This window comes from Streptomyces sp. NPDC057543 (genome assembly GCF_042801895.1).
Classification (GTDB): domain Bacteria; phylum Actinomycetota; class Actinomycetes; order Streptomycetales; family Streptomycetaceae; genus Streptomyces.
The window spans coordinates 14,145-35,852 of sequence record NZ_JBHVFF010000050.1 but is presented as its reverse complement, the minus strand read 5'-3'; the positions used below and the strand labels follow the sequence as shown (position 1 = coordinate 35,852).

General features: G+C 68.7%; 18 protein-coding genes and 1 tRNA gene. 12 read left to right on the top strand and 7 right to left on the bottom strand.

Annotated elements, in window-relative coordinates; genetic code table 11:
• Positions 1-33 precede the first annotated feature (33 nt).
• From ACFU8Q_RS11685 to ACFU8Q_RS11675, 3 genes are all read right to left on the bottom strand, one after another.
• On the bottom strand, positions 34-387 hold the full coding sequence (locus tag ACFU8Q_RS11685; protein WP_384451312.1) for an FmdB family zinc ribbon protein: 354 nt from the start codon (positions 385-387) through the stop codon (positions 34-36).
• 370 nt (positions 388-757) lie between these two features.
• Positions 758-2,044 (bottom strand): MFS transporter, encoded by a 1,287-nt coding sequence (locus ACFU8Q_RS11680; protein ID WP_384451309.1) that lies wholly within the window; start codon positions 2,042-2,044, stop codon positions 758-760.
• A gap of 433 nt (positions 2,045-2,477) precedes the next feature.
• On the bottom strand, positions 2,478-4,016 hold the full coding sequence (locus ACFU8Q_RS11675; protein ID WP_384451317.1) for a potassium/proton antiporter: 1,539 nt from the start codon (positions 4,014-4,016) through the stop codon (positions 2,478-2,480).
• Positions 4,017-4,304: 288 nt separating this feature from the next.
• Between ACFU8Q_RS11675 and ACFU8Q_RS11670 the strand changes: the two genes are divergently transcribed.
• The gene (locus ACFU8Q_RS11670; protein WP_384451306.1) at positions 4,305-7,052 is read left to right on the top strand and encodes a penicillin acylase family protein; all 2,748 of its coding nucleotides are present in this window, start codon (positions 4,305-4,307) and stop codon (positions 7,050-7,052) included.
• On the opposite strand, the gene ACFU8Q_RS11665 is transcribed toward ACFU8Q_RS11670, so the two are convergent.
• Complete coding sequence (locus tag ACFU8Q_RS11665; protein WP_384451303.1) at positions 7,042-7,629, bottom strand: 5-formyltetrahydrofolate cyclo-ligase; 588 nt, start codon at positions 7,627-7,629, stop codon at positions 7,042-7,044. The two genes, ACFU8Q_RS11670 and ACFU8Q_RS11665, sit on opposite strands and share 11 nt — an antisense overlap.
• Positions 7,630-7,733: 104 nt before the next feature.
• Between ACFU8Q_RS11665 and galU the strand changes: the two genes are divergently transcribed.
• The 7 genes from galU (at position 7,734) to ACFU8Q_RS11630 (ending at position 13,205) form a co-directional block, all read left to right on the top strand.
• Complete coding sequence (galU, locus tag ACFU8Q_RS11660; protein ID WP_384451300.1) at positions 7,734-8,636, top strand: UTP--glucose-1-phosphate uridylyltransferase GalU; 903 nt, start codon at positions 7,734-7,736, stop codon at positions 8,634-8,636.
• A 4-nt stretch (positions 8,637-8,640) separates the two neighbouring features.
• Positions 8,641-9,951, top strand: a complete 1,311-nt coding sequence (gene glp, locus ACFU8Q_RS11655; protein ID WP_384451297.1) for a gephyrin-like molybdotransferase Glp — start codon at positions 8,641-8,643, stop codon at positions 9,949-9,951.
• 126 nt (positions 9,952-10,077) lie between these two features.
• On the top strand, positions 10,078-10,578 hold the full coding sequence (moaC, locus tag ACFU8Q_RS11650; protein ID WP_384451294.1) for a cyclic pyranopterin monophosphate synthase MoaC: 501 nt from the start codon (positions 10,078-10,080) through the stop codon (positions 10,576-10,578).
• Positions 10,575-11,132 (top strand): molybdenum cofactor biosynthesis protein B, encoded by a 558-nt coding sequence (locus ACFU8Q_RS11645; protein ID WP_384451291.1) that lies wholly within the window; start codon positions 10,575-10,577, stop codon positions 11,130-11,132. Before moaC ends, ACFU8Q_RS11645 begins: the two co-directional genes overlap by 4 nt.
• 17 nt (positions 11,133-11,149) lie before the next feature.
• Entirely contained in the window at positions 11,150-11,755 is a 606-nt protein-coding gene (locus tag ACFU8Q_RS11640) for a GNAT family N-acetyltransferase (RefSeq protein ID WP_384451288.1), read from the top strand.
• 163 nt (positions 11,756-11,918) lie between these two features.
• A complete protein-coding gene (gene glpR, locus ACFU8Q_RS11635) occupies positions 11,919-13,034 on the top strand; it encodes a gephyrin-like molybdotransferase receptor GlpR (protein ID WP_384451285.1) in 1,116 nt (371 codons plus the stop codon).
• 97 nt (positions 13,035-13,131) lie between these two features.
• Positions 13,132-13,205: transfer RNA gene (locus tag ACFU8Q_RS11630), tRNA-Ala, on the top strand.
• A gap of 73 nt (positions 13,206-13,278) precedes the next feature.
• On the opposite strand, the gene ACFU8Q_RS11625 is transcribed toward ACFU8Q_RS11630, so the two are convergent.
• Positions 13,279-13,800, bottom strand: a complete 522-nt coding sequence (locus ACFU8Q_RS11625) for a tyrosine-type recombinase/integrase (RefSeq protein WP_384451282.1) — start codon at positions 13,798-13,800, stop codon at positions 13,279-13,281.
• A 274-nt stretch (positions 13,801-14,074) separates the two neighbouring features.
• Here ACFU8Q_RS11625 and ACFU8Q_RS11620 point away from each other — a divergent pair, with 274 nt between their 5' ends.
• The 3 genes from ACFU8Q_RS11620 to ACFU8Q_RS11610 all read left to right on the top strand — a co-directional run bounded on the left by ACFU8Q_RS11620 (position 14,075) and on the right by ACFU8Q_RS11610 (position 17,377).
• Positions 14,075-14,728 carry a hypothetical protein gene (locus ACFU8Q_RS11620; protein WP_384451281.1) on the top strand — a complete coding sequence of 218 codons (654 nt, stop codon included), beginning with the start codon at positions 14,075-14,077 and terminating at the stop codon, positions 14,726-14,728.
• A gap of 111 nt (positions 14,729-14,839) precedes the next feature.
• A complete protein-coding gene (locus ACFU8Q_RS11615; protein WP_384451278.1) occupies positions 14,840-16,192 on the top strand; it encodes a Dyp-type peroxidase in 1,353 nt (450 codons plus the stop codon).
• A gap of 54 nt (positions 16,193-16,246) precedes the next feature.
• Positions 16,247-17,377 carry a catalase family protein gene (locus ACFU8Q_RS11610; protein ID WP_384451276.1) on the top strand — a complete coding sequence of 377 codons (1,131 nt, stop codon included), beginning with the start codon at positions 16,247-16,249 and terminating at the stop codon, positions 17,375-17,377.
• 433 nt (positions 17,378-17,810) lie between these two features.
• On the opposite strand, the gene ltrA is transcribed toward ACFU8Q_RS11610, so the two are convergent.
• Positions 17,811-19,241 (bottom strand): group II intron reverse transcriptase/maturase, encoded by a 1,431-nt coding sequence (gene ltrA, locus ACFU8Q_RS11605; RefSeq protein ID WP_384451273.1) that lies wholly within the window; start codon positions 19,239-19,241, stop codon positions 17,811-17,813.
• 693 nt (positions 19,242-19,934) lie between these two features.
• On the bottom strand, positions 19,935-20,789 hold the full coding sequence (locus ACFU8Q_RS11600) for a methyltransferase domain-containing protein (RefSeq protein WP_384451270.1): 855 nt from the start codon (positions 20,787-20,789) through the stop codon (positions 19,935-19,937).
• A 101-nt stretch (positions 20,790-20,890) separates the two neighbouring features.
• Here ACFU8Q_RS11600 and ACFU8Q_RS11595 point away from each other — a divergent pair, with 101 nt between their 5' ends.
• Positions 20,891-21,676 (top strand): SAM-dependent methyltransferase, encoded by a 786-nt coding sequence (locus tag ACFU8Q_RS11595; RefSeq protein ID WP_384451267.1) that lies wholly within the window; start codon positions 20,891-20,893, stop codon positions 21,674-21,676.
• Positions 21,677-21,708: the final 32 nt, after the last annotated feature.

Sequence of the window (21,708 nt, the reverse complement as noted above, 5' to 3'; positions counted from 1 at the left end):
GATCGGCGGGGTCCCCGGGGAGTGCGGTGCGGGTCAGGCGGCCGACGTACCACTCGTCGAGGACGAAGAGGATGGCGAAGTCGAAGAGGACGACGAAGACGCGGTGGCCGAGGAGGAGGCGGAAGACTTCGCGTCCGACCCCGTCGACGACGACGAATCGGAACCGGTCGTCTTCGCCGAGGATGATGCCGGCGCGCTGCTCGACGAGGAGCCACGGCTGTCGTTCCGGTAGAAACCGGAACCCTTGAAGACAATGCCGACCGCCGAGAACACCTTCTTCAGGCGTCCTTCGCAGCTCGGGCACACGGTCAGGGCATCATCGGTGAACTTCTGCACCGCCTCGAGGCCCTCGCCGCATTCGGTGCACTGGTACTGATACGTCGGCACTTGTCTTCCTCCTGGCACTCTCACTCGATGAGTGCTAACAGTCGTCAATGGTAACTGCTGCGGGCTGCTGTTTGCAGTAACGTCTGTCACCTGCCCGGTGGGCAGCGGTCTGGGCTCGGCCGTCATGAGGGCCGTCGGCCCGGGTGGGGCGGCTGCCACATCATGTGGCGCACGAGCCCGCAGAAGTCCGCATGAGTCACACTGCCGCATTCCGCTGACTCCGCAGTTCCAGTCGTTCCCGGTGTTCCCGTGGCTCCCGGTGAACCAGCGGTTCTCGTGGCTCCAGGGGAACCAGCGGTTCTCGTGGCTCCAGGGGAACCAGCGGTCCCCGTGGCTCCCCTGGTTCCAATTATTTCGAGTGCAGGGATCGTCATTCTCCAGCGGTGACAGCATCGCGGCGAACCGCGCCACGCACGGCCGTGACGGTCGCGCGGACCGGCGCCAGCCTCGAACGCAGCGCGACCAGGGTGACCAGTGCGAGTACGGTCCCGACCAGTGGCACGACGAATCCGGTGCTCGCGCCGTGGGCGTCCGCGAGCCGTCCGGCGACCGTCACCGCGGCCGCCTGGCCGAGGGCGACCGAGCCCGTCAGCCAGGTGAACGCCTCGGTCCGGGCAGAGCCCGGAACCAGCGCCTCCACCAGCGTGTAGCCGCTGATCAAGGCCGGGGCGATGGACAGCCCGACCAGCAGTCCGAGCCCGGCCAGCAGCGGCACGGAGTGCACCGCCCACAGCCCGGACGCGGTCAGGGTCAGCGCCACGTACCCGACGATCAGCCGCCGCCGCGGCCCGATCTTCCAGGCGATGGCGCCACAGGCGATCCCGGCCAGCATGTTGCCGGCCGCGAAGACCCCGTACAGCAGGCCGTTCGCCCCCGGCCGGCCGATCTCCTCGGCGAAGGCGGTCAGCGAGACCTGCATGCCGCCGAAGACCGCGCCGATCCCCAGGAAGGCCACCGCGAGGACCCGGACACCCGGTACGGACAGCGCGGACGCATGCCGTCGCGAGGTGCCGGGCGTGGTGTTGCGCACCGCGGGCTGGGTGCGGCGCTGCGCGGCGAAGAGCAGCCCGCCGACCAGGGTCAGCCCGGCCTCCGTGATCAGGCCTGCCGCCGGGTGCACCCCCGTGCACAGCGCGGTGGCGAGGACCGGACCGATGACGAAGGTGAACTCGTCCGTCACCGATTCGAACGCGGCCGCGGTGGACAGCAACGGTGAAGCCTCGCGGCCCGGTGCCGCGCCCAGCAGGGCCGCCCAGCGGGCCCGGACCATCGGCCCGATCTGCGGAACCGACGCACCGGTCGGCACGGCCGCCACGAACAGGGCCCACAGGGGCGCGTCCGCCAGCGCGAGCGCCGTGAGTGCCGACACGGACGCCGCGTGCACCAGGACACCGGGCAGCAGCACGGCGCGCTGGCCGAAACGGTCGGCGAGTTTGCCGGTCTGCGGCGCGAACAGGGCCATGGAGACACCGGTCACGGCGGCGACGGAGCCCGCGCTGCCGTACGAGCCGGTGGTGTGCTGAACCAGGAGCACGATGCCGATCGTCAGCATCGCGAAGGGCTGCCGTGCGGCGAAGCCCGGCAGGAGAAACGTCCACGCACCGGGGGTGCGCAGCAACTGTCCGTAACCGGGGCGGTCGGAGACCGTGGACGCCACGGTCCATGCCTTTCTGCCGCCTGGTGGCTGAGCTCCCGGGGCCGGCCGGCACGGGTGGTGCGGGCGCGTGCGGGTGCTGCCGAGAGCTGTCCTCTTCGCGCGGGACTGCGGTAGATGCCGGGCGCTCAGCAGAGGCGGAGGACGCCACGACCGCCATACGGTCGCGCCAGCTCTGCATCAGGCAGAGTTGGTCGTTCGAGTGAGTCGTTCGAGTGGGTTGTTCGGGTTGGTCGTCGGGCCGACCGGCCCGTAGTAAGGACCGAACAAGCCTCCTTCATGATACAGGCGGACGCCCCCGCACACCTCTGATTGTGCGGAGGGCCCCCGCCCCCGCCTCGGATCGGCAGCACATGGAGCCTTGACTCGTGAACCTCCACCCCTGCTGGACGCAGGAGTCTCAGGTGCCGAAGGAGCCTCAGGTGACGCCAGAGACTCAATGGTGCGTTTTGGGTCCGTCGGCCTTCCCGCGCTTCGTCACGGCCTTCAGCGCGTGCGCCACATCATGTGCCACATCGCTCCCGGCGAGGCTTTCGCCGCCCTTGCCGGTCGTCCCCAGCCAGCCCGCGAGCTTGCCGCCCTCGCCGACCGCGCGCAGCCGCTCCTCCGCCGCGTCGCGCACCGGGTCGGTGGTGACTACCAGCAGTTCGTCGCCGCGCCGCAGTGCGGTCGACGGCGCCGGTACGAAGCTCTTCCCGTCCCGTACGACCAGCGTGACCGCGGCCCCGGCGGGCAGCCGCAGCTCCCCGACCTCCACGCCGTGCATCTTCGACTTCCCGGGGATCGCGACCGACAGCAGATGCCCGCGCAACCGCTCCAGCGGCGCCGATTCGATACCCAGGTCGGAGGCCTCGGCCGGATCGTCGGCGATCTTCAGAGCCTTCGCCAGCCAGGGCAGCGTCGGTCCCTGGATGACGGTGTAGACGATGACGAGCACGAAGACGATGTTGAAGACCCGGGTGGAGCCTTCGATCCCGGACACCATCGGAATGGTCGCCAGGATGATGGGTACGGCGCCGCGCAGCCCCGCCCAGGACATGAGCGCCTTCTCCTGCCAGGGCAGCCGGAACGGTGCCAGCGAGATGAAGACCTCCAGCGGCCGTGCCACCACGGTCAGGACCAGTCCCACGATGACCGCGGGCCAGAAGTCGGCGTACAGATCGTGCGGCGTGACCAGGAGTCCGAGCAGCACGAACATGCCGATCTGGGCCAGCCAGCCCAGCCCGTCGGCGAAGCCGCGGGTGGCGGGCCAGTGCGGCAGCTTGGCATTGCCGAGGATCATCGCGGCCAGGTACACGGCCAGGAAGCCACTGCCGTGGGCCATGGCGCCCGCCGCGTACGCGGACACCGCGATCGCCATCACGGCGATCGGGTACAGGCCGGACGCGGGCAATGCGACATGCCGCAGTCCGAACGAGCCGAGCCAGCCGACGGCGAGACCGACGGCGGCGCCGATCGCGAGTTCCAGGGCTATCTCGCCGACCAGTACGTACCAGCTGTCCACCGATCCCTTGGCCGAGAAGGCCACCACCAGGATCACCACGGGGGCGTCGTTGAAGCCGGACTCGGCTTCCAGTACACCCGTGATGCGGGCGGGCAGCGGCACCTTGCGCAGGACGGAGAAGACCGCCGCGGCGTCCGTCGACGAGACGACCGCGCCGATGATCAGCGACTGTCGCCAGTCCAGGCCGACCAGGTAATGGGCCCCGGCCGCGGTGACACCGACACTCACCGCGACGCCGACGATCGAGAGCATCGCCGCGGCCGGCAGCGCGGGCTTGATCTCTTTCCACTTCGTGCCCAGGCCGCCCTCGGCGAGGATCACGACCAGTGCGGCATAGCCGATCACCTGGGTCAGTTCGGCGTTGTTGAACGTGACGTCGAAGATGCCGTCCTGCCCTATGGCGATCCCGATGCCCAGGTACAGGAGCAGGCTGGGGAGCCCGCTGCGGGACGAGACGCGCACCGCCGCCACCGCGACGAGCAGGACGAGTGAGCAGGCGAGCAGGAGTTCGTTGAGCGCGTGGACAGTCAGTGGCCGTTCCTTCCCTGTGTACGCCTGCCGAATCGACCTTCGGCATCGGCTGTTCGCCGCCGACACTTCGTTACCTTACCTAATCTTTAACGCTTTCTTGACGCGTTCGAGCGTTCGTGCGATCACCGCGGAATTCGAACCTTTCCTATGCCGCGTCAGAGCCGCCCCGGTGCTGCGCCTATGGTTGCTCCTGCACTCCCAGGACCACCTGCCCCTCGAAGGACAGCGATGCCCGCCAACACAACCGCCTCTTCCGGCACCACCGGTTCCGCCGGTGGGAAGACCGGCAGGAAGAAGGGGCGACGTGCCCGCCTGATCGTGATCGTTCTGGTGCTGGCGCTTGTCGCGGGTATCGGGTACGGCGCGTTCTGGTCCGTATCGACCGTGCGGGCCTCGTACCCGCAGACGACCGGGTCGCTGAAGCTCGACGGCCTCGACGGCAACGTCGACGTCAAGCGCGACTCCTACGGAATTCCGCAGCTGTACGCGGACTCCGACACAGATCTCTTCCGCGCCCAGGGCTTCGTGCAGGCGCAGGACCGCTTCTGGGAGATGGACGTCCGCCGCCACATGACGGCGGGCCGGCTCTCCGAGATGTTCGGTTCCGGCCAGGTCGAGACGGACTCCTTCCTGCGCACGCTCGGCTGGCGCAAGGTCGCGCAGGAGGAGTACGACACGGTCCTGTCCGCGGACACCAAGAAGAACCTGCAGGCGTACGCGGACGGCGTCAACGCCTACCTGAAGGGGCGCGACGGCAAGGACATCTCCGTCGAGTACGCCGCCCTCGGCTTCACCAACGACTACAAGCCGGCCGAGTGGACCCCGGTCGACTCCGTCGCCTGGCTCAAGGCCATGGCCTGGGACCTGCGCGGCAACATGCAGGACGAGATCGACCGTTCGCTGATGACCAGCAGGCTCGACAAGAAGCAGATCGAGGACCTCTACCCGCCCTACTCGTACAAGCACAAGCCGATCGTCAGCGAGGGCGCGATCTCCTCGGTCACCGGGAAGTTCGACCCGGACGCGACACCGTCCGACAGCATCGGCTCGGACACCGTGGTGGGCGCCACCGAGGGCCTGAACACCCAGCTCTCCTCGCTCTCCGACACCCTCGACCAGATCCCGGCGCTGCTCGGCCCGAACGGCACCGGCATCGGGTCCAACTCCTGGGTGGTCTCCGGCAACTACACGACGACCGGCAAGCCGCTGCTCGCCAACGACCCGCACCTGGCGCCCCAGCTGCCCTCGCTCTGGTACCAGATGGGGCTGCACTGCCGTCAGATCTCGGCGACCTGCCAGTACGACACCGCCGGCTACACCTTCTCCGGCATGCCCGGCGTGATAATCGGCCACAACCAGGACATCGCCTGGGGCTTCACCAACCTCGGCGCGGACGTCACCGACCTCTTCCTGGAGAAGGTCTCCGGCGACGGCTATCTGTACGACGGCAAGGTCAAGCCCTTCACCGTCCGTGAGGAGACCATCAAGGTCGCGGGCGGCAAGAGCCGGCACATCACCGTCCGCGAGACCAACAACGGTCCGCTGGTCTCCGACCGCAGCAGCGAACTGGAGAAGGTCGGCCAGAAGGCCCCCGTCGCGAACGCGGCCCCGGACCGGGCCGATGGTTACGCGGTCGCCCTGAAGTGGACCGCGCTGGACCCCGGCCACTCCATGGACGCCGTCTTCGAGCTCAACCGGGCCAAGGACTTCCCGTCCTTCCGCAAGGCGGCCGAGCACTTCGAGGTTCCCTCGCAGAACCTCATCTATGCCGACACCAAGAACAACATCGGCTACCAGGCCCCCGGAAAGATCCCGGTCCGCGTCCAGGGCGACGGCACGATGCCCAGCCCCGGCTGGTCCTCGGCGTACGGCTGGAAGAAGGACCCGGTCCCGTTCGACGAGCTGCCCTACGAGTACAACCCGAAGCGCGGCTACATCGTCACCGCCAACCAGGCCGTCATCGACGAGAAGAAGTACCCCCACCTGCTCACCAAGGACTGGGGCTACGGCTCCCGCAGCCAGCGGATCAACGACCTCGTCGAGTCGAAGATCAAGGGCGGCGGGAAGATCTCGACCGAAGACATGCAGAAGATGCAGATGGACAACACCAGCGAGATCGCCGCGCTGCTGGTGCCCGAGCTGATGAAGATCAACATCTCGGACAAGAGCGTCCGCGAGGCACAGAAGCTCCTGGAGGGCTGGGACTACACCCAGGAGCCCGACTCGGCCGCCGCCGCGTACTTCAACGCGGTCTGGCGCAACATCCTGAAGCTGGCCTTCGGCGACAAGCTGCCCAAGGAGCTGCGGGTCAAGGGCGAGTGCCTGTACGTGCCGCAGGCCGACAGTTCGGGCCCGGTCGACGAGCAGGGCAAGCTGGTGCGCGAGTGTGGCCGGCGCGACGCGGACACGGCACAGCCGGACGGCGGCGACCGCTGGTACCAGGTGGTCAAGGACCTGATGGACGACCCGAAGAGCGACTGGTGGAAGTCGCCGGAGCGCGGCCGGGACGAGGCGACCGATAACCGTGACCAGCTCTTCGCCCGCGCCATGGCGGACGCCCGCTGGGAGCTGACCGCCAAGCTCGGCAAGGACATCACCACCTGGAACTGGGGTCGGCTGCACCGGCTGACCCTGAAGAACCAGACCCTCGGCACCGAGGGCCCCGGTCTGCTCCAGCGGGTGCTCAACCGCGGTCCGTGGAACCTCGGCGGCGGCGAGGCCGCGGTGAACGCCACCGGCTGGAACGCGGCGGGCGGCTACGACGTCGTCTGGGTGCCGTCCATGCGGATGGTGGTCAACGTGGGGGACTGGGACAAGTCCCGCTGGATCAACCTCACCGGCGCCTCCGGGCACGCGTTCAGCGCGCACTACACCGATCAGACCGATAAGTGGGTCAACGGCGAACTGCTCGACTGGTCCTTCGGGACCAACGCCGTCGCCGGGTCGACGACCGACACCCTGACCCTCAAACCGTAGGACCCGTCCGGCGGGTCATGGCCGGAGTCACCACCACGTCGACTGGGTGGTCGTGCGGTTCCTCAGGGACCCGCGCGACCACCTCGTCGTCGTACAGCAGGACGACCAGCGCCGGATGCGCCCCCGCCGCGGTGAGCCGGGCCAGCACCCGGTCGTAACTGCCGCCGCCGCGGCCCAGCCGCATCCCGCGCGCGTCCACCGCGAGACCCGGCAGCAGGACCACCTCGGCGTCCAGAACGGCGTCGGGGCCGAGCCGTTCGCCGTCCGGCTCCAGCAGCCCGCGACCGGCCCGGACCAGGCGGCCGGCTCCCTCGTACGGCGCCCAGTCCAGATCGTTGTCCGCCAGGAGCACCGGGAGCAGCACCCGTACGCCCCGCGCGCGCAGCGCGTCCAGCAGGGGGTGAGTGCCCGGCTCGCTCCCCACCGAGACGTACGCAGCGACGGTGCGGGCCCCGGAGAGCTCCGGAAGACGCAATGCGCCCCGGGACAGAACCGCCGCGGCGTTATCCACGTCTTCCCTGGTCAGAAGGCGCCGCGCGGCCAGTAGTTCACGTCGGAGAAGCGCCTTTTGCGACATGTCGGTATTCAATGGGCACCTAAATTTCTCGTAAGTTCATATAGGCGTACAAAGTTAACCGGAGCCTCATCTTCCGCCCATACGTACCGGATATGGTTCTGCGCATGACTCAGTCGCACACCAGGATCAGTAAGGCTGTCATCCCGGCGGCGGGACTCGGTACCCGCTTTCTGCCGGCCACCAAAGCCACTCCCAAGGAGATGCTGCCTGTCGTCGACAAGCCCGCGATCCAGTACGTCGTCGAAGAAGCGGTGGCCGCCGGCCTCTCCGACGTCCTGATGATCACCGGCCGCAACAAGCGTCCCCTCGAGGACCACTTCGACCGCAACTACGAACTGGAGTCCGCGCTCACCCGCAAGGGAGACGCCGAACGACTCCAGAAGGTCCAGGAGTCGAGCGACCTGGCCACCATGCACTACGTCCGGCAGGGCGATCCGCGCGGTCTCGGTCACGCCGTGCTGTGCGCCGCGCCGCACGTCGGCGACCAGCCGTTCGCGGTCCTCCTCGGCGACGACCTGATCGACCCGCGCGACCCGTTGCTGGCCCGCATGGTCGAGATCCAGGAGCGCGAGGGCGGCAGCGTCGTCGCGCTGATGGAGGTCGCGCCGGAGCAGATCCACATGTACGGCTGCGCGGCCGTGGAGCCCACCGCCGACGGCGATGTGGTGCGCGTCACCGGCCTCGTCGAGAAGCCCGACAGGGCGGACGCACCCAGCAGCCTCGCCATCATCGGCCGCTACGTCCTCGACCCCGCCGTCTTCGGCATACTGCGCAGGACCGAGCCCGGGCGCGGCGGCGAGATCCAGCTGACCGACGCCCTGCAACTCCTCGCCGAGGACGAGAAGATCGGCGGCCCCGTGCACGGCGTCGTCTTCAAGGGGCGCCGCTATGACACCGGTGACCGGAGCGACTACCTCCGTACCATTGTCAGACTCGCGTGCGAACGTGAGGACCTGGGCCCGGACTTCAGGACCTGGCTCCGCAGTTACGTCACCGAGGAGATGTAGCACCTTGAGCAGCACGATCTGGTCGGTGGACGAGCACCTGGAAGACATTCTCGGCGCGGTGCGACCGCTCGAACCCATCGAGCTGCAACTGCACGATGCCCAGGGCTGCGTCCTCGTCGAGGACGTCGTCGTGGAGATCGCCCTGCCGCCCTTCGACAACAGCTCGATGGACGGGTACGCGGTCCGCGTCGCCGATGTCGAGGCCGCCGACGAGGAGTTCCCCGCGGTGCTCACCGTCATCGGTGACGTCGCGGCCGGCAGCGACGGGCTGCCCGGAGACCGGCGCGTCGGTCCCGGCGAGGCCGCCCGCATCATGACCGGCGCCCCGCTGCCGGAGGGCGCCGAGGCCGTGGTCCCGGTCGAGTGGACCGACGGGGGTACGGGCGGCGGCCCGGCCGACACGATGCGCGCCCACCGCGACGCCCCGGAGGGCGCGGGCGGCGAGGTCCGCGTCCACCGCCCCGTCGAGGCCCGGGCCCATGTCAGGGCCCGCGGCAGCGACGTCAGGCCGGGCGATCTGGCCCTGCGCGCCGGATCGGTGATCGGGCCGCCACAGATCGGTCTGCTCGCCGCGATCGGCCGTGCCACGGTCAAGGTGCGGCCCCGGCCGCGCGTCGTCGTCATCTCGACCGGCAGCGAGCTGGTGCAGCCCGGCGAGGAGCTGACCGGCGGCCGGATCTACGACTCCAACAGCTTCGCGCTCACGGCGGCCGCCCGGGACGCCGGAGCGATCGCCTACCGGGTCGGCGCCGTCACCGACGACGCCGACACGCTTCGCGCCACGATCGAGGACCAGCTGATCCGCGCCGACATCGTCGTCACCACCGGTGGCGTCAGCGTCGGCGCGTACGACGTCGTCAAGGAAGCCCTGTCGTCGGTGGGCGAGGAGGACGAGCCCGGCAGTGGCATCGACTTCCGCAAGCTGGCCATGCAGCCGGGCAAGCCGCAGGGCTTCGGCTCGATCGGCCCCGAACACACCCCGCTGCTGGCGCTCCCGGGCAACCCCGTCTCGTCGTACGTCTCCTTCGAGCTGTTCGTACGGCCCGTGATCCGCACCCTGATGGGTCTTCAGGACGTGAACCGCCCCACTGCCCGGGCCACGCTGAACACCGACAAGGCGCTCTCCTCACCGGCCGGCCGACGCCAGTTCCTGCGCGGTACGTACGACGCGGAGGCCGGCACCGTCACCCCTGTCGGCGGTTCCGGATCGCATCTGATCGCCGCCCTCGCGCAGGCCGACGCGCTGATCGTGCTGCCCGAGGACGTCACCTCCGCCGAACCCGGTACGGACACCGAGGTGATCCTGCTCCGCTGATCCCCGGGCGGTGGCGGTACGGTATCTGCCGCTGTGCCGTCCCGGGGACACCCCCGGGCCCCTCGGGCCCGCACCAGTGGTGCGGGCCGGTCGGACAACCGGCGCCCTACCGCGAGGCGGAGTGAGTTGAGTACGCAGAACAGGCTGACGCACATCGACGAGGCGGGCGCGGCCCGCATGGTCGACGTCTCGGAGAAGGACGTCACCGCGCGCGCCGCCAGCGCCAGTGGCCGGGTCCTCGTCTCACCGCGCGTCATCGAGCTGCTCCGCGGCGAAGGAGTGCCCAAGGGCGACGCCCTCGCCACCGCCCGGATCGCCGGGATCATGGGCGCCAAGCGCACCCCCGAGCTGATCCCGCTCTGCCACCCGCTCGCAGTCTCCGGCGTCAAGGTCGAGCTGAGCGTCGCCGACGACGCGGTGGAGATCCTCGCCACGGTGAAGACCACGGACCGCACCGGCGTCGAGATGGAGGCCCTGACGGCCGTCTCGGTCGCCGCGCTCACCGTGATCGACATGGTCAAGGCGGTCGACAAGGCGGCGGTCATCACGGACGTGCGGGTCGAGTCGAAGTCGGGCGGCAAGTCCGGCGAGTACCGGCGCACCACGCCGGACGGAGCGGACACGTGACGGCGCCAGGTGAAGCGGCCGCCGGCGGAACGGCGGGCCTCCCCGGTGGTGCCGCTCCGTCGGCCTACCGCGCACTTGTGGTGACCGCGTCGAACCGCGCCTCCGCCGGGGTCTACGCGGACAAGGGTGGCCCCCTGATCTCCGAGGCGCTCACGCGGCTCGGCTTCGTCGTCGACGGACCGCAGGTCGTGCCCGACGGCGACCCGGTCGAACAGGCACTGCGCGCCGGGGTGGCCACCGGGTACGACGTCATCGTCACGACCGGAGGTACGGGCATCTCGCCCACCGACCGCACCCCCGACGCCACCCGTCGCGTCCTCGACCACGAGATCCCCGGCATCCCCGAGGCGATCCGCGCCGAGGGCCGGGACAAGGTGCCCACCGCCGCGCTCTCCCGCGGCCTCGCGGGCGTCGCCGGCCACACGCTCGTCGTGAACCTGCCGGGCTCCACCGGCGGGGTGCGCGACGGCCTCGCCGTCCTCGAACGTCTCCTGGTGCACGCCGTCGACCAGCTTCGCGGCGGCGATCACCCCCGACCCGGGAGCCCGAGCTGAACGTCCCGACCTGGCCGGTGGTCCTCACGGACGGAGCGGTCACCCTCCGCCCGGTGAAACTGCGCGACCAGCGCACGTGGCGCGAGGTCAACCGGCGCAACCGTGACTGGCTGCGTCCCTGGGAGGCGACCGTGCCGCCGCCCGCCCCGGGCGGCCCGGTGGCCCAGCGCCCCACCTACCGTCAGATGGTCCGTCATCTGCGCTCCGAGGCCAACGCGGGCCGGATGCTGCCCTTCGCCATCGAGTACGAGGGCCGTCTGGTCGGCCAGCTGACGGTCGCCGGCATCACCTGGGGCTCCATGTGCTCGGGCCACGTCGGCTACTGGGTCGACCAGGACGTGGCGGGCCGCGGTGTGATGCCGACCGCCGTCGCCCTCGCGGTCGACCACTGCTTCCAAAGGGTCGGACTGCACCGCATCGAGGTGTGCATTCGGCCGGAGAACCGGCCCAGCAGAAGGGTCGTCGAGAAACTGGGATTCCGTGAGGAAGGCCTGCGTCCGCGCTATCTCCACATCGACGGCGCCTGGCGGGACCATCTGATCTACGCGCTCACCGCGGAGGAAGTACCCGAGGGGCTGCTCCGGCGCTGGCACCAGGCACGACCCGGGACACCACGGAAATAAAATAAGTGTTCGATATCGATCGGCGTATGGCCACAAATGAACGCGCAAACATGCACTGCCGATCTGAACAATCACAAAAAAAGTCCTTGAAATCAGCCGGATCGTGCGACACACCGGGCCAATTGGCGGATGCCTCCGTGCAAACCCCTCTACGGTGTGAGACGTGAGCAGCAGCGGCCTCATCTACGCAGTCATCGTCGGGGCTTGGGCCGCCTACTTGGTGCCGATGTGGCTCCGCAGGCAGGACGAGCTCAACGAAGCCCGTCCGACGGAACGCTTCAGCACCGCCATCCGGCTGCTGTCCGGACGGGCGGCAATGGAGCGCCGGTATGCCAAGGAGTTGCGGGAGCGCACCGCCGAGCAGGCGGGGCCCGACGCCGACCCGGACGTCGACACGGACCGTATGGATTCCGTGGACGTCCGGGCCTTCGCCGCGCCTCCGGCGCATACCGAAGCCCGGTTGCACGACCCGGCGCACCCGCCCGAGCGCGCGGACCGCGCGCGCCCCGCGTCCGCACGGCGCGCGCGCCCGCGCCCCGGGACGGATGCCGAGCGCGTCCGGCGCGCCCAGCGCCTGCAGGTCCTCGCGCGCCGTCGGCGTACCACCGTCGTCCTCTTCCTCGCCTTCACCCTCGGCGCGGTCGTCGCGGCGGTCGGCGGCCTCGGCTTCCTCTGGGCGCCCGCGGTTCCGGCGGTGCTGCTGAGCACGTACATCGTGCATCTGCGCGCCCAGGAACGACGCCGGTTCGCCTTCACCATGGACCGGCGGCGGGCCGAGGTGGCGGCGCAGCATCTGCGCGAGAACCGTCCCCGCAGGCACCAGTCGGCCGCGTCGGTCCCCGTAGCGGCCGACGAGGAGTCCGAAGCGCGCCACCCCGAGCCCGAGCCCGCACCCGCGGTCTCCCCGCAGGAGGCCGGCCGCCGCGCCCTGGTCGAGCAGACGGACCACGCGGAATGGGTCGACCAGCAGCGCGAACGCGGTCGGGTCCAGGGCGACAGCTGGGAGCCGGTCCCGGTCCCGCTGCCGACGTACGTCACCGCTCCGGTCGCCCCGCGCGCCACGGGCGGCGTCGAGGTCGCCAACCCGGAGACCTGGAGCGCGGCCCGCTCCAGCGCCGCGGAACCCACCCAGACAGGCACCTCGCACGCCACGGCACCATCCGTCGACCCGGCACCGCGCCAGCGCACCAACCAGTCCCGCCGCACCCGCGACCGCGGCCGGACCCCGCTCTTCGACCAGTACGAGGACGGGGAACGCCCCCGTGCCGCCAACGAGTGAGACCGCCGGGCCCTCGCTGCGACACCGACTCGGCTGACCAGCACGGAACGGATTTCCGAGCACCCCCGTGGGGGTGCTAGAGTTTCACTCGTTGCAAGGGCCTGTGGCGCAGTCTGGTAGCGCACCTCGTTCGCATCGAGGGGGTCTGGGGTTCAAATCCCCACAGGTCCACCGCAGCTCAGAGCCTCTACCGGGGAAACTCGGTAGGGGCTCTTTGGCGTCGTACAGCAGCGAAGTACAGCAACTATGTCTGACCTTGTGCACCGAGGTGCTTGCGCAGCTTCTTGAGAGCCCGCCGCGTGGCCTCGGACGGGATGTAGGTGTAGACCTCCATCGTCACCGCGATCTTGCTGTGACGAAGGATCTGCATTGCGGTGCGGGGGTGCACGTCGAGGGCGGCGAGCGGTGACCCGCAGGTGTGCCGAGTGTCGTGCAAGCGGATCTTGCGGACAGTGGCAGCAGCCGACCGCGCGGCGAAGGCTCGGTTGAAGTTCCGTGACTCGATCGGGGTTCCATACCGCGTCGTGAACACGAAGTCCGAATCGGTCCACAGCTCACCAGCCGCCCTCTTGGCGATCTCCTGAGCCTCTTGGCGGAGCCGCAGCGCGGTGACGCAGATCTCAGGCAAGGGCAGGGTGGCCGACGACGCCTCAGTCCTGGTCTGGTCATGCACCAGCTGACGGTTGATCCGCTGGAGTCGAAGCGCGACCGTGATCTCTCCTGCGTCCAGGTCCACGTTGGCGACGACGTACTCGGCGCGTCTCATTCCATCTTCCTGCGCTGGGCCGGAGCTGTCCTCGGGAGCTTCTCAGGACGCAAAAACCCCCCGGCATGGGCCTGCCGCACCCGCGTTGCCGCCTTCGCTCGGCACTGTGACGTAGACGCGTCACGGAACGTATTCGGACCTGGTGGGGGAGCGTGAAGTGATTCAGGATGGCCCCCGCAGCGGAGCTTCTCGGGGATCCGCCCCAGGGGAGCACACGCACAGGGGCGAAGGTGCGAGGCAGCGCATCCGCAGTGAGGATTGATATGTGAGGGCAATGGCGCCCCATGTCCGGGCGCTTGGCGACCCTCGTACCGATCCGTGGCAGGAGAATCTCACGATGACTGCGACGACAGGTGCAGCCCAGTCGGCTCAGCCCGAGCGGCCAGGCAGGTCGGATGGGGTCTGTAGCGAGTTCACCGTATTCACCAAGATCAAGCCGGGCGAGGCCGATGCGCTGCGTGAGGATCTCGCCGCGCTCTCCGCCGCGGCGGACGACGAACGCGTCCATGCTGCGGTGCGCCAGATCGGCACCCTGCATGACGCACGGCACGTGATCTTCGACAACGACACCCGATTTATGTTCGCCAGTGTCTTCGACGGCTCCTGGGACACGTACATCGACGACTTCGCCCAGACGGTAGTCGGGGCCCGCTTCGACAAGGTCTTCTCGCACAGCGAAGGGTTTCCCGGCGTCACTGACCCAGGGGTGAAGGACTGGTTCGTCGCCCGGCAGGAGCCCGCAGAGGTCTTCGTCAGCGCCTATCCCGACCTGACCGTTCAGCAGATCTATAAGGACCAGCGCGTGGACGACGCGTTCCAGGCGGTGCTCGACACCCCTGAATTCCGGGCGGCGCTGGACAACCCGGCGAACGCCGAGTTGCTGGCCACGCCGGCCTTCCAGAAGCTGTTGGAAGAAGCCGCAGCCTAGAAGCCGGACACAGCCAACCCTCAGAGCCGACCTCCCAACGGTGGACCGCGTCGGCGGGCACGCACCAGCCGCAGTAGGGCTGCCCAGACCGATGTGGAGGCACAAGCGATCATGAACACCGCGGACAGCAGCAGCGCGGCCGGCACGGGCGTGGAGATCGACGACGTCCAAAGCGGGGCCCTGCGTCCACGGCCGGTGCCGTACGAGGGAAAGTTCATTTTCCTGCGCGTCGATGACCGCCATGCCGGGCGCGCCTTGCTGCGGCGGCTACTCCCCGTGACCGCGGGTGGTCTGCTCAGCGCGGACCGGAGCCAGGATGCCTGGGTGGCGGTGGCGTTCACTTACCAGGGGCTGAGTGCCCTGGGGGTGCCCCAGGAGTCGCTGGCCAGTTTTCCGCAGGCGTTTCGTGAGGGCATGGCCGCTCGGGCGGAGCTGATCGGTGACGTGGGCGAGAGTGCCCCGGCCCACTGGGAGGCACCGTTCGGAACGGGCGATGTTCATATCGCGTTGAGCGCCCTCTCCTCAGATACGGCGCAGCTGGACAAGGAGCTGCAGCGGGCCCGCGTCGCCTACGAGGACGCACCTGGTGTCGAGGTGATCTGGCAGCAGGACGTCCACCAGCTCCCGACCGGGCGCACCACCTTCGGATTCCGCGACGGCATCAGCCATCCGAACATCGAGGGCGTAGGACTTCCCGGCTCCAACCCCCAGGAAGCCCCCATCAAGGCCGGCGAGTTCATCCTCGGCTACCCGGATGAAACCGGCAGCCTGCCGCCCATGCCCAGCCCCGAGCTGCTTGGGCGCAACGGGACCTATGCGGCCGTGCGCAAGATCCACACCAACGTGGCGGCCTGGCGCCGATACCTGCGCGCGAACACCTCCAGCGCCGAGGAGGAGGCACTCCTGGCGGCGAAGATGGTCGGGCGCTGGCCCAGCGGGGCGCCGCTGACGCTGACGCCGGAGCACGATGACCCGGAGCTGGCGGCCGATCCGCACCGCAACAACAACTTCCTGTACCGGGCGAACGACGACCGAGGGTTCCGGTGCCCCGCCGGTGCGCACATCAGGCGCACCAATCCCCGTGATTCCACCATCATCGGCGACGCGCGGATGCACCGTCTCATCCGCCGCGGCACCACCTACGGCCCGCCGCTGCCCGAGGGCGTGCTGGAAGACGACGGCGCCGACCGGGGCCTGGTCGGAGTCTTCCTCGGAGCCCATCTGGAACGGCAGTTCGAGTTCATCAAGGCCGAGTGGATCAACGACGGCAACTTCATCGGCTATCCCGGCGAGAAGGACCCAGTGGCTGGGCATCACGGCGGAACCGGGAGCGTCACCATCCCCGAGAAGCCGGTCCGGCGCCGTCTGCAGAACCTGCCCAGCTTCGTGGTCACCCGTGGCGGTGAGTACTGCTTCGTGCCGGGTCTGCGCGCCCTGCGCTGGCTCGCCGAACTGGAGGACTGAGGGCAATTCCTACCCCCTGAGGCCCCACGCGGTCTTCGAGAAGAGGTCGACGTCATGGCAACACAGTTCGTCCGCTACACACCGGACGTCGAAGACGACGATCCGCACTTCGACCAGAACCTGCAGACGGTGATCGAGAAGACCGAGAGCTACATCGCCGAGTCGGTCAAGGCCGGTGGTACCGGCCGGGCCCTCCGCGACGCCCACGCCAAGGGCTACGGGTTGGTCCGAGGGGAAGTGGAGATCCTGGACGGGCTACCCCCCGAGTACGCCCAAGGAATCTACGCGACTCCAGGAACCCACGATGCGCTCATCCGCTTCTCCAACGGCTCGCCTCATGCCGGAGCCGACGCTCGACTGGGCGCCGCCACCGGACTGGCTCTGAAGATGTTCGACATTCCCGGCCCGACTCTGCTGGAGGACGAACCGGACACGGGCACATTCGACTACGCCAACATCAACGGACCGGTCTTCTTCTGCAACACGGTCGAGCACTACCTCTTCATCCAGGAGTTGTTCCTGAACGCGCCGGCCTACTTCTCCCAGGGCCGACCCGGCGCGCATCGTTTCTTCACCGAGTTCGTGACCGGAAAGGGAACGCTGGACCAGGACGACTGGGCGTGGGACGAGTTCCTGGCCTTCCTGCGCCTGTCGAAGACCCCTCCGGCAAACCTGCTGCTGTCGAGCTACTGGACGATGGGCGCGGTCCGGCACGGGGAGTACATCGCAAAGGTGCGCATCACCCCCGACCCGCTCTTCGCCGCCGCGGTGGTCCGGCGCACCATCGACCCGACCTCGGGAGCGGAGGTTTTCCGGCCGACCCTGCAAGCCGAGCTGCAGGAGCGGCCCTACGCCTTCGACATCCAGGTACAGCTCTGCACCGACCTGGAGCGGATGCCGGTGGAGGACACCACTGTCGAATGGCCCGAGCAGCTCTCGCCGCCCGTCACCGTGGCCAAGCTGCGGCTGCCGCAGCAGGACATCTCCGGCCCGGAAAATCTGGAGAAGATGGACGCGCTGTCCTTCACGCCCTGGCGGGTCACCGCCGAGCACGCACCTCTGGGAAACATCATGCGGGCCCGCAAGGAGGCCTACCGGCGATCCTCCCTCGCGCGCCACAAGCTCAATCAGCAGCCGCGCACAGAGCCGCGCAGTGCCGACGAGGTACTTGGCCCGACCCAATGAAGGGCTTGGTTGCCGGCGATGCCGGTCGCGAGCTCGATGTCCCGGCCGAAGCGGCACCACCCAGGCTCATGTGAACCGTCTTCGCGAGCAGTTGAAGCTGCGTTGACGCTGCCTGTGCCAGGTCTTGCCGGTGTCCGGGTCCTTGAATTCCACCTGCTGCGACGGTCGCTCCGCGCCGTGGCGGACCCTCATGGGCCCGCCCTGACAGATGGACTGGACGCTCAAGGCCCAGGCCGCCACGGGACGCTCGCAGCGCAACCCGGAACGCTTCGCCGCCGTCCTTGAACGCCGTGCCGGCTGGTGAAGTCGGCCCGGGGCGCGGTTTCGGTCTTTCGACCGGCCCGTTTCCCCGGAGCCGCTTCCCGAACCGGGCATGCGACTTGTCACCGCACCCGGCTCTCCACAAGCCCCGATGGGTTCGCGGTGGTTGTTCTCATCCCTCGGTCGGCCAGGGAGTGGGGATAGCTGCTCCCCGGTAGCGGTAGCGCGTAGTGCCTACCGTGATGGGATTGAACAGCTCCCGGTTCTCGCTGGCCCACCAAGATCCGACGCCGCCGTACTGGCGACGGATCGTCTTCCAGGCCGTCTTGGGGTGCTTGCGCTGCACCCATCGCCACACCGTGTGCCACATGTAGTGGCGCAGGTAGGAGAAGGTCGCGAAGGACACCCCGGGCCGGAAGTAGGCGCACCAGCCCCGCACCGCCGGGTTGATCCGGGCGAGCAGGGCGTCGAGCGGCTGGTTCGTGCCGACCTCCCGGCACAGTGTCTTGACCTTGGCCATGATGGCCCGCAGGGCCTTCTTGGCCGGATAGGTGTAGACGTAGTACCGGTTGGTGCCTGGTTTGCGGTGGCGCTGAATGTGCCATCCGAGGAAGTCCAGGCCCTGCTCGATGTGGGTGATCAGAGTCTTCTCCGGCGACAAGCGCAGGCCCATCGTGGTGAGGACTTCCGCGATCTCATCGCGTAGCGTTTCGGCGTCTACCTTGGTGCCGTGAACCATCAGGCACCAGTCGTCCGCGTACCGGACCAGCCGGTAGTTGGGCAGACCTCGGCGTCGACGCCTCCGGCGCTCGTTGAGATCAGTTCCGGCACCTCCCGACGCCTGGGCAATGTGCTCGTCCAGGACCGAGAGAGCGACGTTGCTGAGCAACGGCGAAAGGATCGAACCCTGCGGGGTGCCGGTGTCGTTTTCCCGCAGCAGGCCGTCCTCACCGAGGATGCCCGCCTTGAGGAACGCCTTCACCACGGCCAGAACGCGTTTGTCCCCGACGCGTGCCCGCACCCGCTCCATGAGAGCGGTGTGTGAGATCTCGTCGAAGCAGGCTTTGATGTCGCCTTCCACGATCCACTCGTACTTCTTGGACGTGAGCAAGCGCACCTCCGCCACCGCGTCATGAGCCCGGCGATTCGGGCGGAACCCGTAGGAACACGGGAGGAAATCCGCCTCGAAGATCGGCTCCAGCACTAGCTTCAAGGATGCCTGCACCACCCGGTCGGTGACCGTCGCAATCCCCAGTCGGCGAAGCTTGCCGCCCGACTTGGGGATCATCCGCTCCCGCACCGGCATGGGCTGGAAACTGCGGTCCTTGATCTGCGACCGCAGAGCATCGAGGAGCTCCTCGACACCGACCCACAGCGAGATGGACGACGCCGTGCGTCCGTCCACCCCGGCCGTGCGAGCACCCTTGTTACCCCGCACCCGATCCCAGGCCACCAACAGGAAGCCGGGATCGGCAACGAGATTGAACAGGTCGTCGAACCTGCGATGAGGATCATCACGAGCCCAACGGTGCAGCTTGGTCTGGATCTTCAGTACCTGACGCTCCGCCTCATACAAGGCGCGCTCCAGCTCGTCGGTATTCACCGGCGACCCTCCCGACATTCCAGTACTTCCACCACTGACTTGCTGGCCCCCTTTGCCCTGCGACCGGCTTTCCCGGTCTCCACGACGGGTCGTTACTCCCGCGACTAATACGGGGCCTCCGCCCCACCCACGGCCATCAGTCGGCAACGGACCTGCCCACCGCCGTACTGGCTGCCCGGCGGCTCGGGCGACCGCGGATGGTTCCCACGTTCACCACACAATCGATCGGTCAGGGAGGTGCCCAGCTCTACTCCGGCAGCATCGCCACGCCTACGCCGCAGGCTTTCAACGTGGCCTCCCCACCGGAACAGGAAACCGGCTTCGGAGTTGGCCCACCCGTCCGAGGACGAGCGGGTCACGCGCTGCATACCGGCCCGTATCCACCAGGTTTGAGCCGGCTCGCTGCTTACGGAGCTTCAACTACTGGTTCGCTCTCGCTACACCTTCTGACCTCGCTAGACGGGCCCGCACCATCCGGTAGTCCCGGCACGTCCCGCCGTTGTCGGGGCCGCTTGCCACCCTCCCCGGCGTTCCCCGGATCAGGCTGCCCCCCGCTTCACCAGACCGCTGCGACGGCCCGGCGGAGAAGGTCTTTCACCTCCACTCGATTGCATGGCGCTTCGTGGCGCACTCCCGTCTCACCGAAGGTAGGCCGATCTCACTGAACTTTGACCGGCCAGCCGCTGGGGCGTGTCAGCGTGCGGTGACTGAATACGCAGCGAGCGCTCGGTTGCCGCGCGGCTTGGCGATGGCCCGGAGAACGTCGGCCTGGCTCAGGACGATCTGTCGCACCGGATCAGGCAGCGCGGCCAAGCGTTCCTCCGTTCCGGCCAGGTCCAGGCAGGCAGCGATTTCCCAGTCGCCGTCCTGGAGGTCTTCGGTATCGGCTGACCCGCTGCCGTCGGTTGTCCATCCGGCCTCAGGCAGGAGCCGCAGCAGCCCCTCACGGGAGAAGGGCGTGCGGACGTTGCCCTCGCCATGCGATCCTGCGGCCTCGATCTGCCCCTGGATCAGCACGGCGAGGAGGTGCGGCAGTTGGTCGCCAGAGGTGGGCGTCAGGTCCCACTCGGCGAACCATAGCCGCCGCGCCCACGGCCGTACCCGGGCCAGTGTGTCTCGCAGTTGCCCGAGCGAGGCGAAGTACCAGGAGCAGTGTGCGAGCACGACGTGGTCAAAGGCGCCTTCGGGGAAGTCGACCGATGGGTCGAGGACGTTCGTGCCGAAGCGGAAGTCGATGCGCGGCCCGAGGGGGCCCGCCGTGAGCCGGGCGGCCGATTCCCCGAGCGTGACGGGCGCCCCGTAGGAGGGCTCGGCCACGTCGACGGCCACCACGCGGCCTTTGGGTCCGACCGCCTCTGCGAGGACGCTGGTCATGTCGCCTTGTCCGCAGCCCAGTTCGAGGACGGTTGAGCAGGGCGCGATGTGCCAGCTCGCTACCAGCGCGGCCCGGTGGCGAGTCTGGAACAGCTGGATATCCGGACTGTGATCGGCGGCGGCCATGCCGACCGCGAGCGAAAGGGCCTTGGCCCGGAGATCGGCGTGATTCACACAATCCTTGGTGGTACTCGACGTCAGTGCGGGCCGATAATACGAGACACCCGGGCAGGGCGCTCGCCTGCTCATGAATTCCCCGTACGGAGGAGCGTCCTGTGACGGCCGGAATGCCTCAGCCTCAGATCGACACCAGCAAGCCTCACCCCGCGCGCGTCTACGACTGGCTCCTGGGCGGCAAGGACAACTATCCGGTGGACCAGCGGGTGGGGGAGACGCTGCCCGCGGAGGCGCGGGGCAACGCGGCGCGGAACCGGGCGTTCATGCACCGGGCCTCGGCGTGGCTGGCGCGCGGCGGGATCGACCAGTTCCTCGACATCGGCACCGGTATCCCCACGGAGCCCAATCTGCATCAGGTCGTCCAGGCCATCACGCCGACCGCCCGGATCGTCTACGCGGACAACGACCCGATCGTCCTGCGTCACGCGGAAGCGCTGCTGGTCAGCAGCCCGGGAGGCGCCACGGACTACCTCCACGCGGATGTGCGGGACCCGCGGGCGATCCTCGAACGAGCCCGTGAGCTGCTGGATTTCAGCAGGCCCGTCGCGCTGTCCCTGATCGCGCTCATGCACTTCCTGCCCGACGACCAGGACCCGTACGGCATCACTCGCACCCTGGTCGACGCCCTGCCCGCCGGCAGCTTCCTGGTCCTCTCGCACGGCACGGCCGACCAGCATCCCGAGCTGAGGCAGGAGACCGAGACCGCGTACAAGAAGGGCGCCATCCCGCTGCGGATGCGTACCCGGAGCGAGGTCGAGCCCTTCTTCGACGGCCTGGATCTCGTCGAGCCCGGGCTGGTGTACGCCCCGGAGTGGTACCAGGAGGAGCCTGCGCCGGAGCAGGAGCGCAGTGGCTTCTACGTGGGCGTCGCGCGGGTGCGCTGACCGGGAGAGCGGTCGCGGCCGGGGCCCGAGGT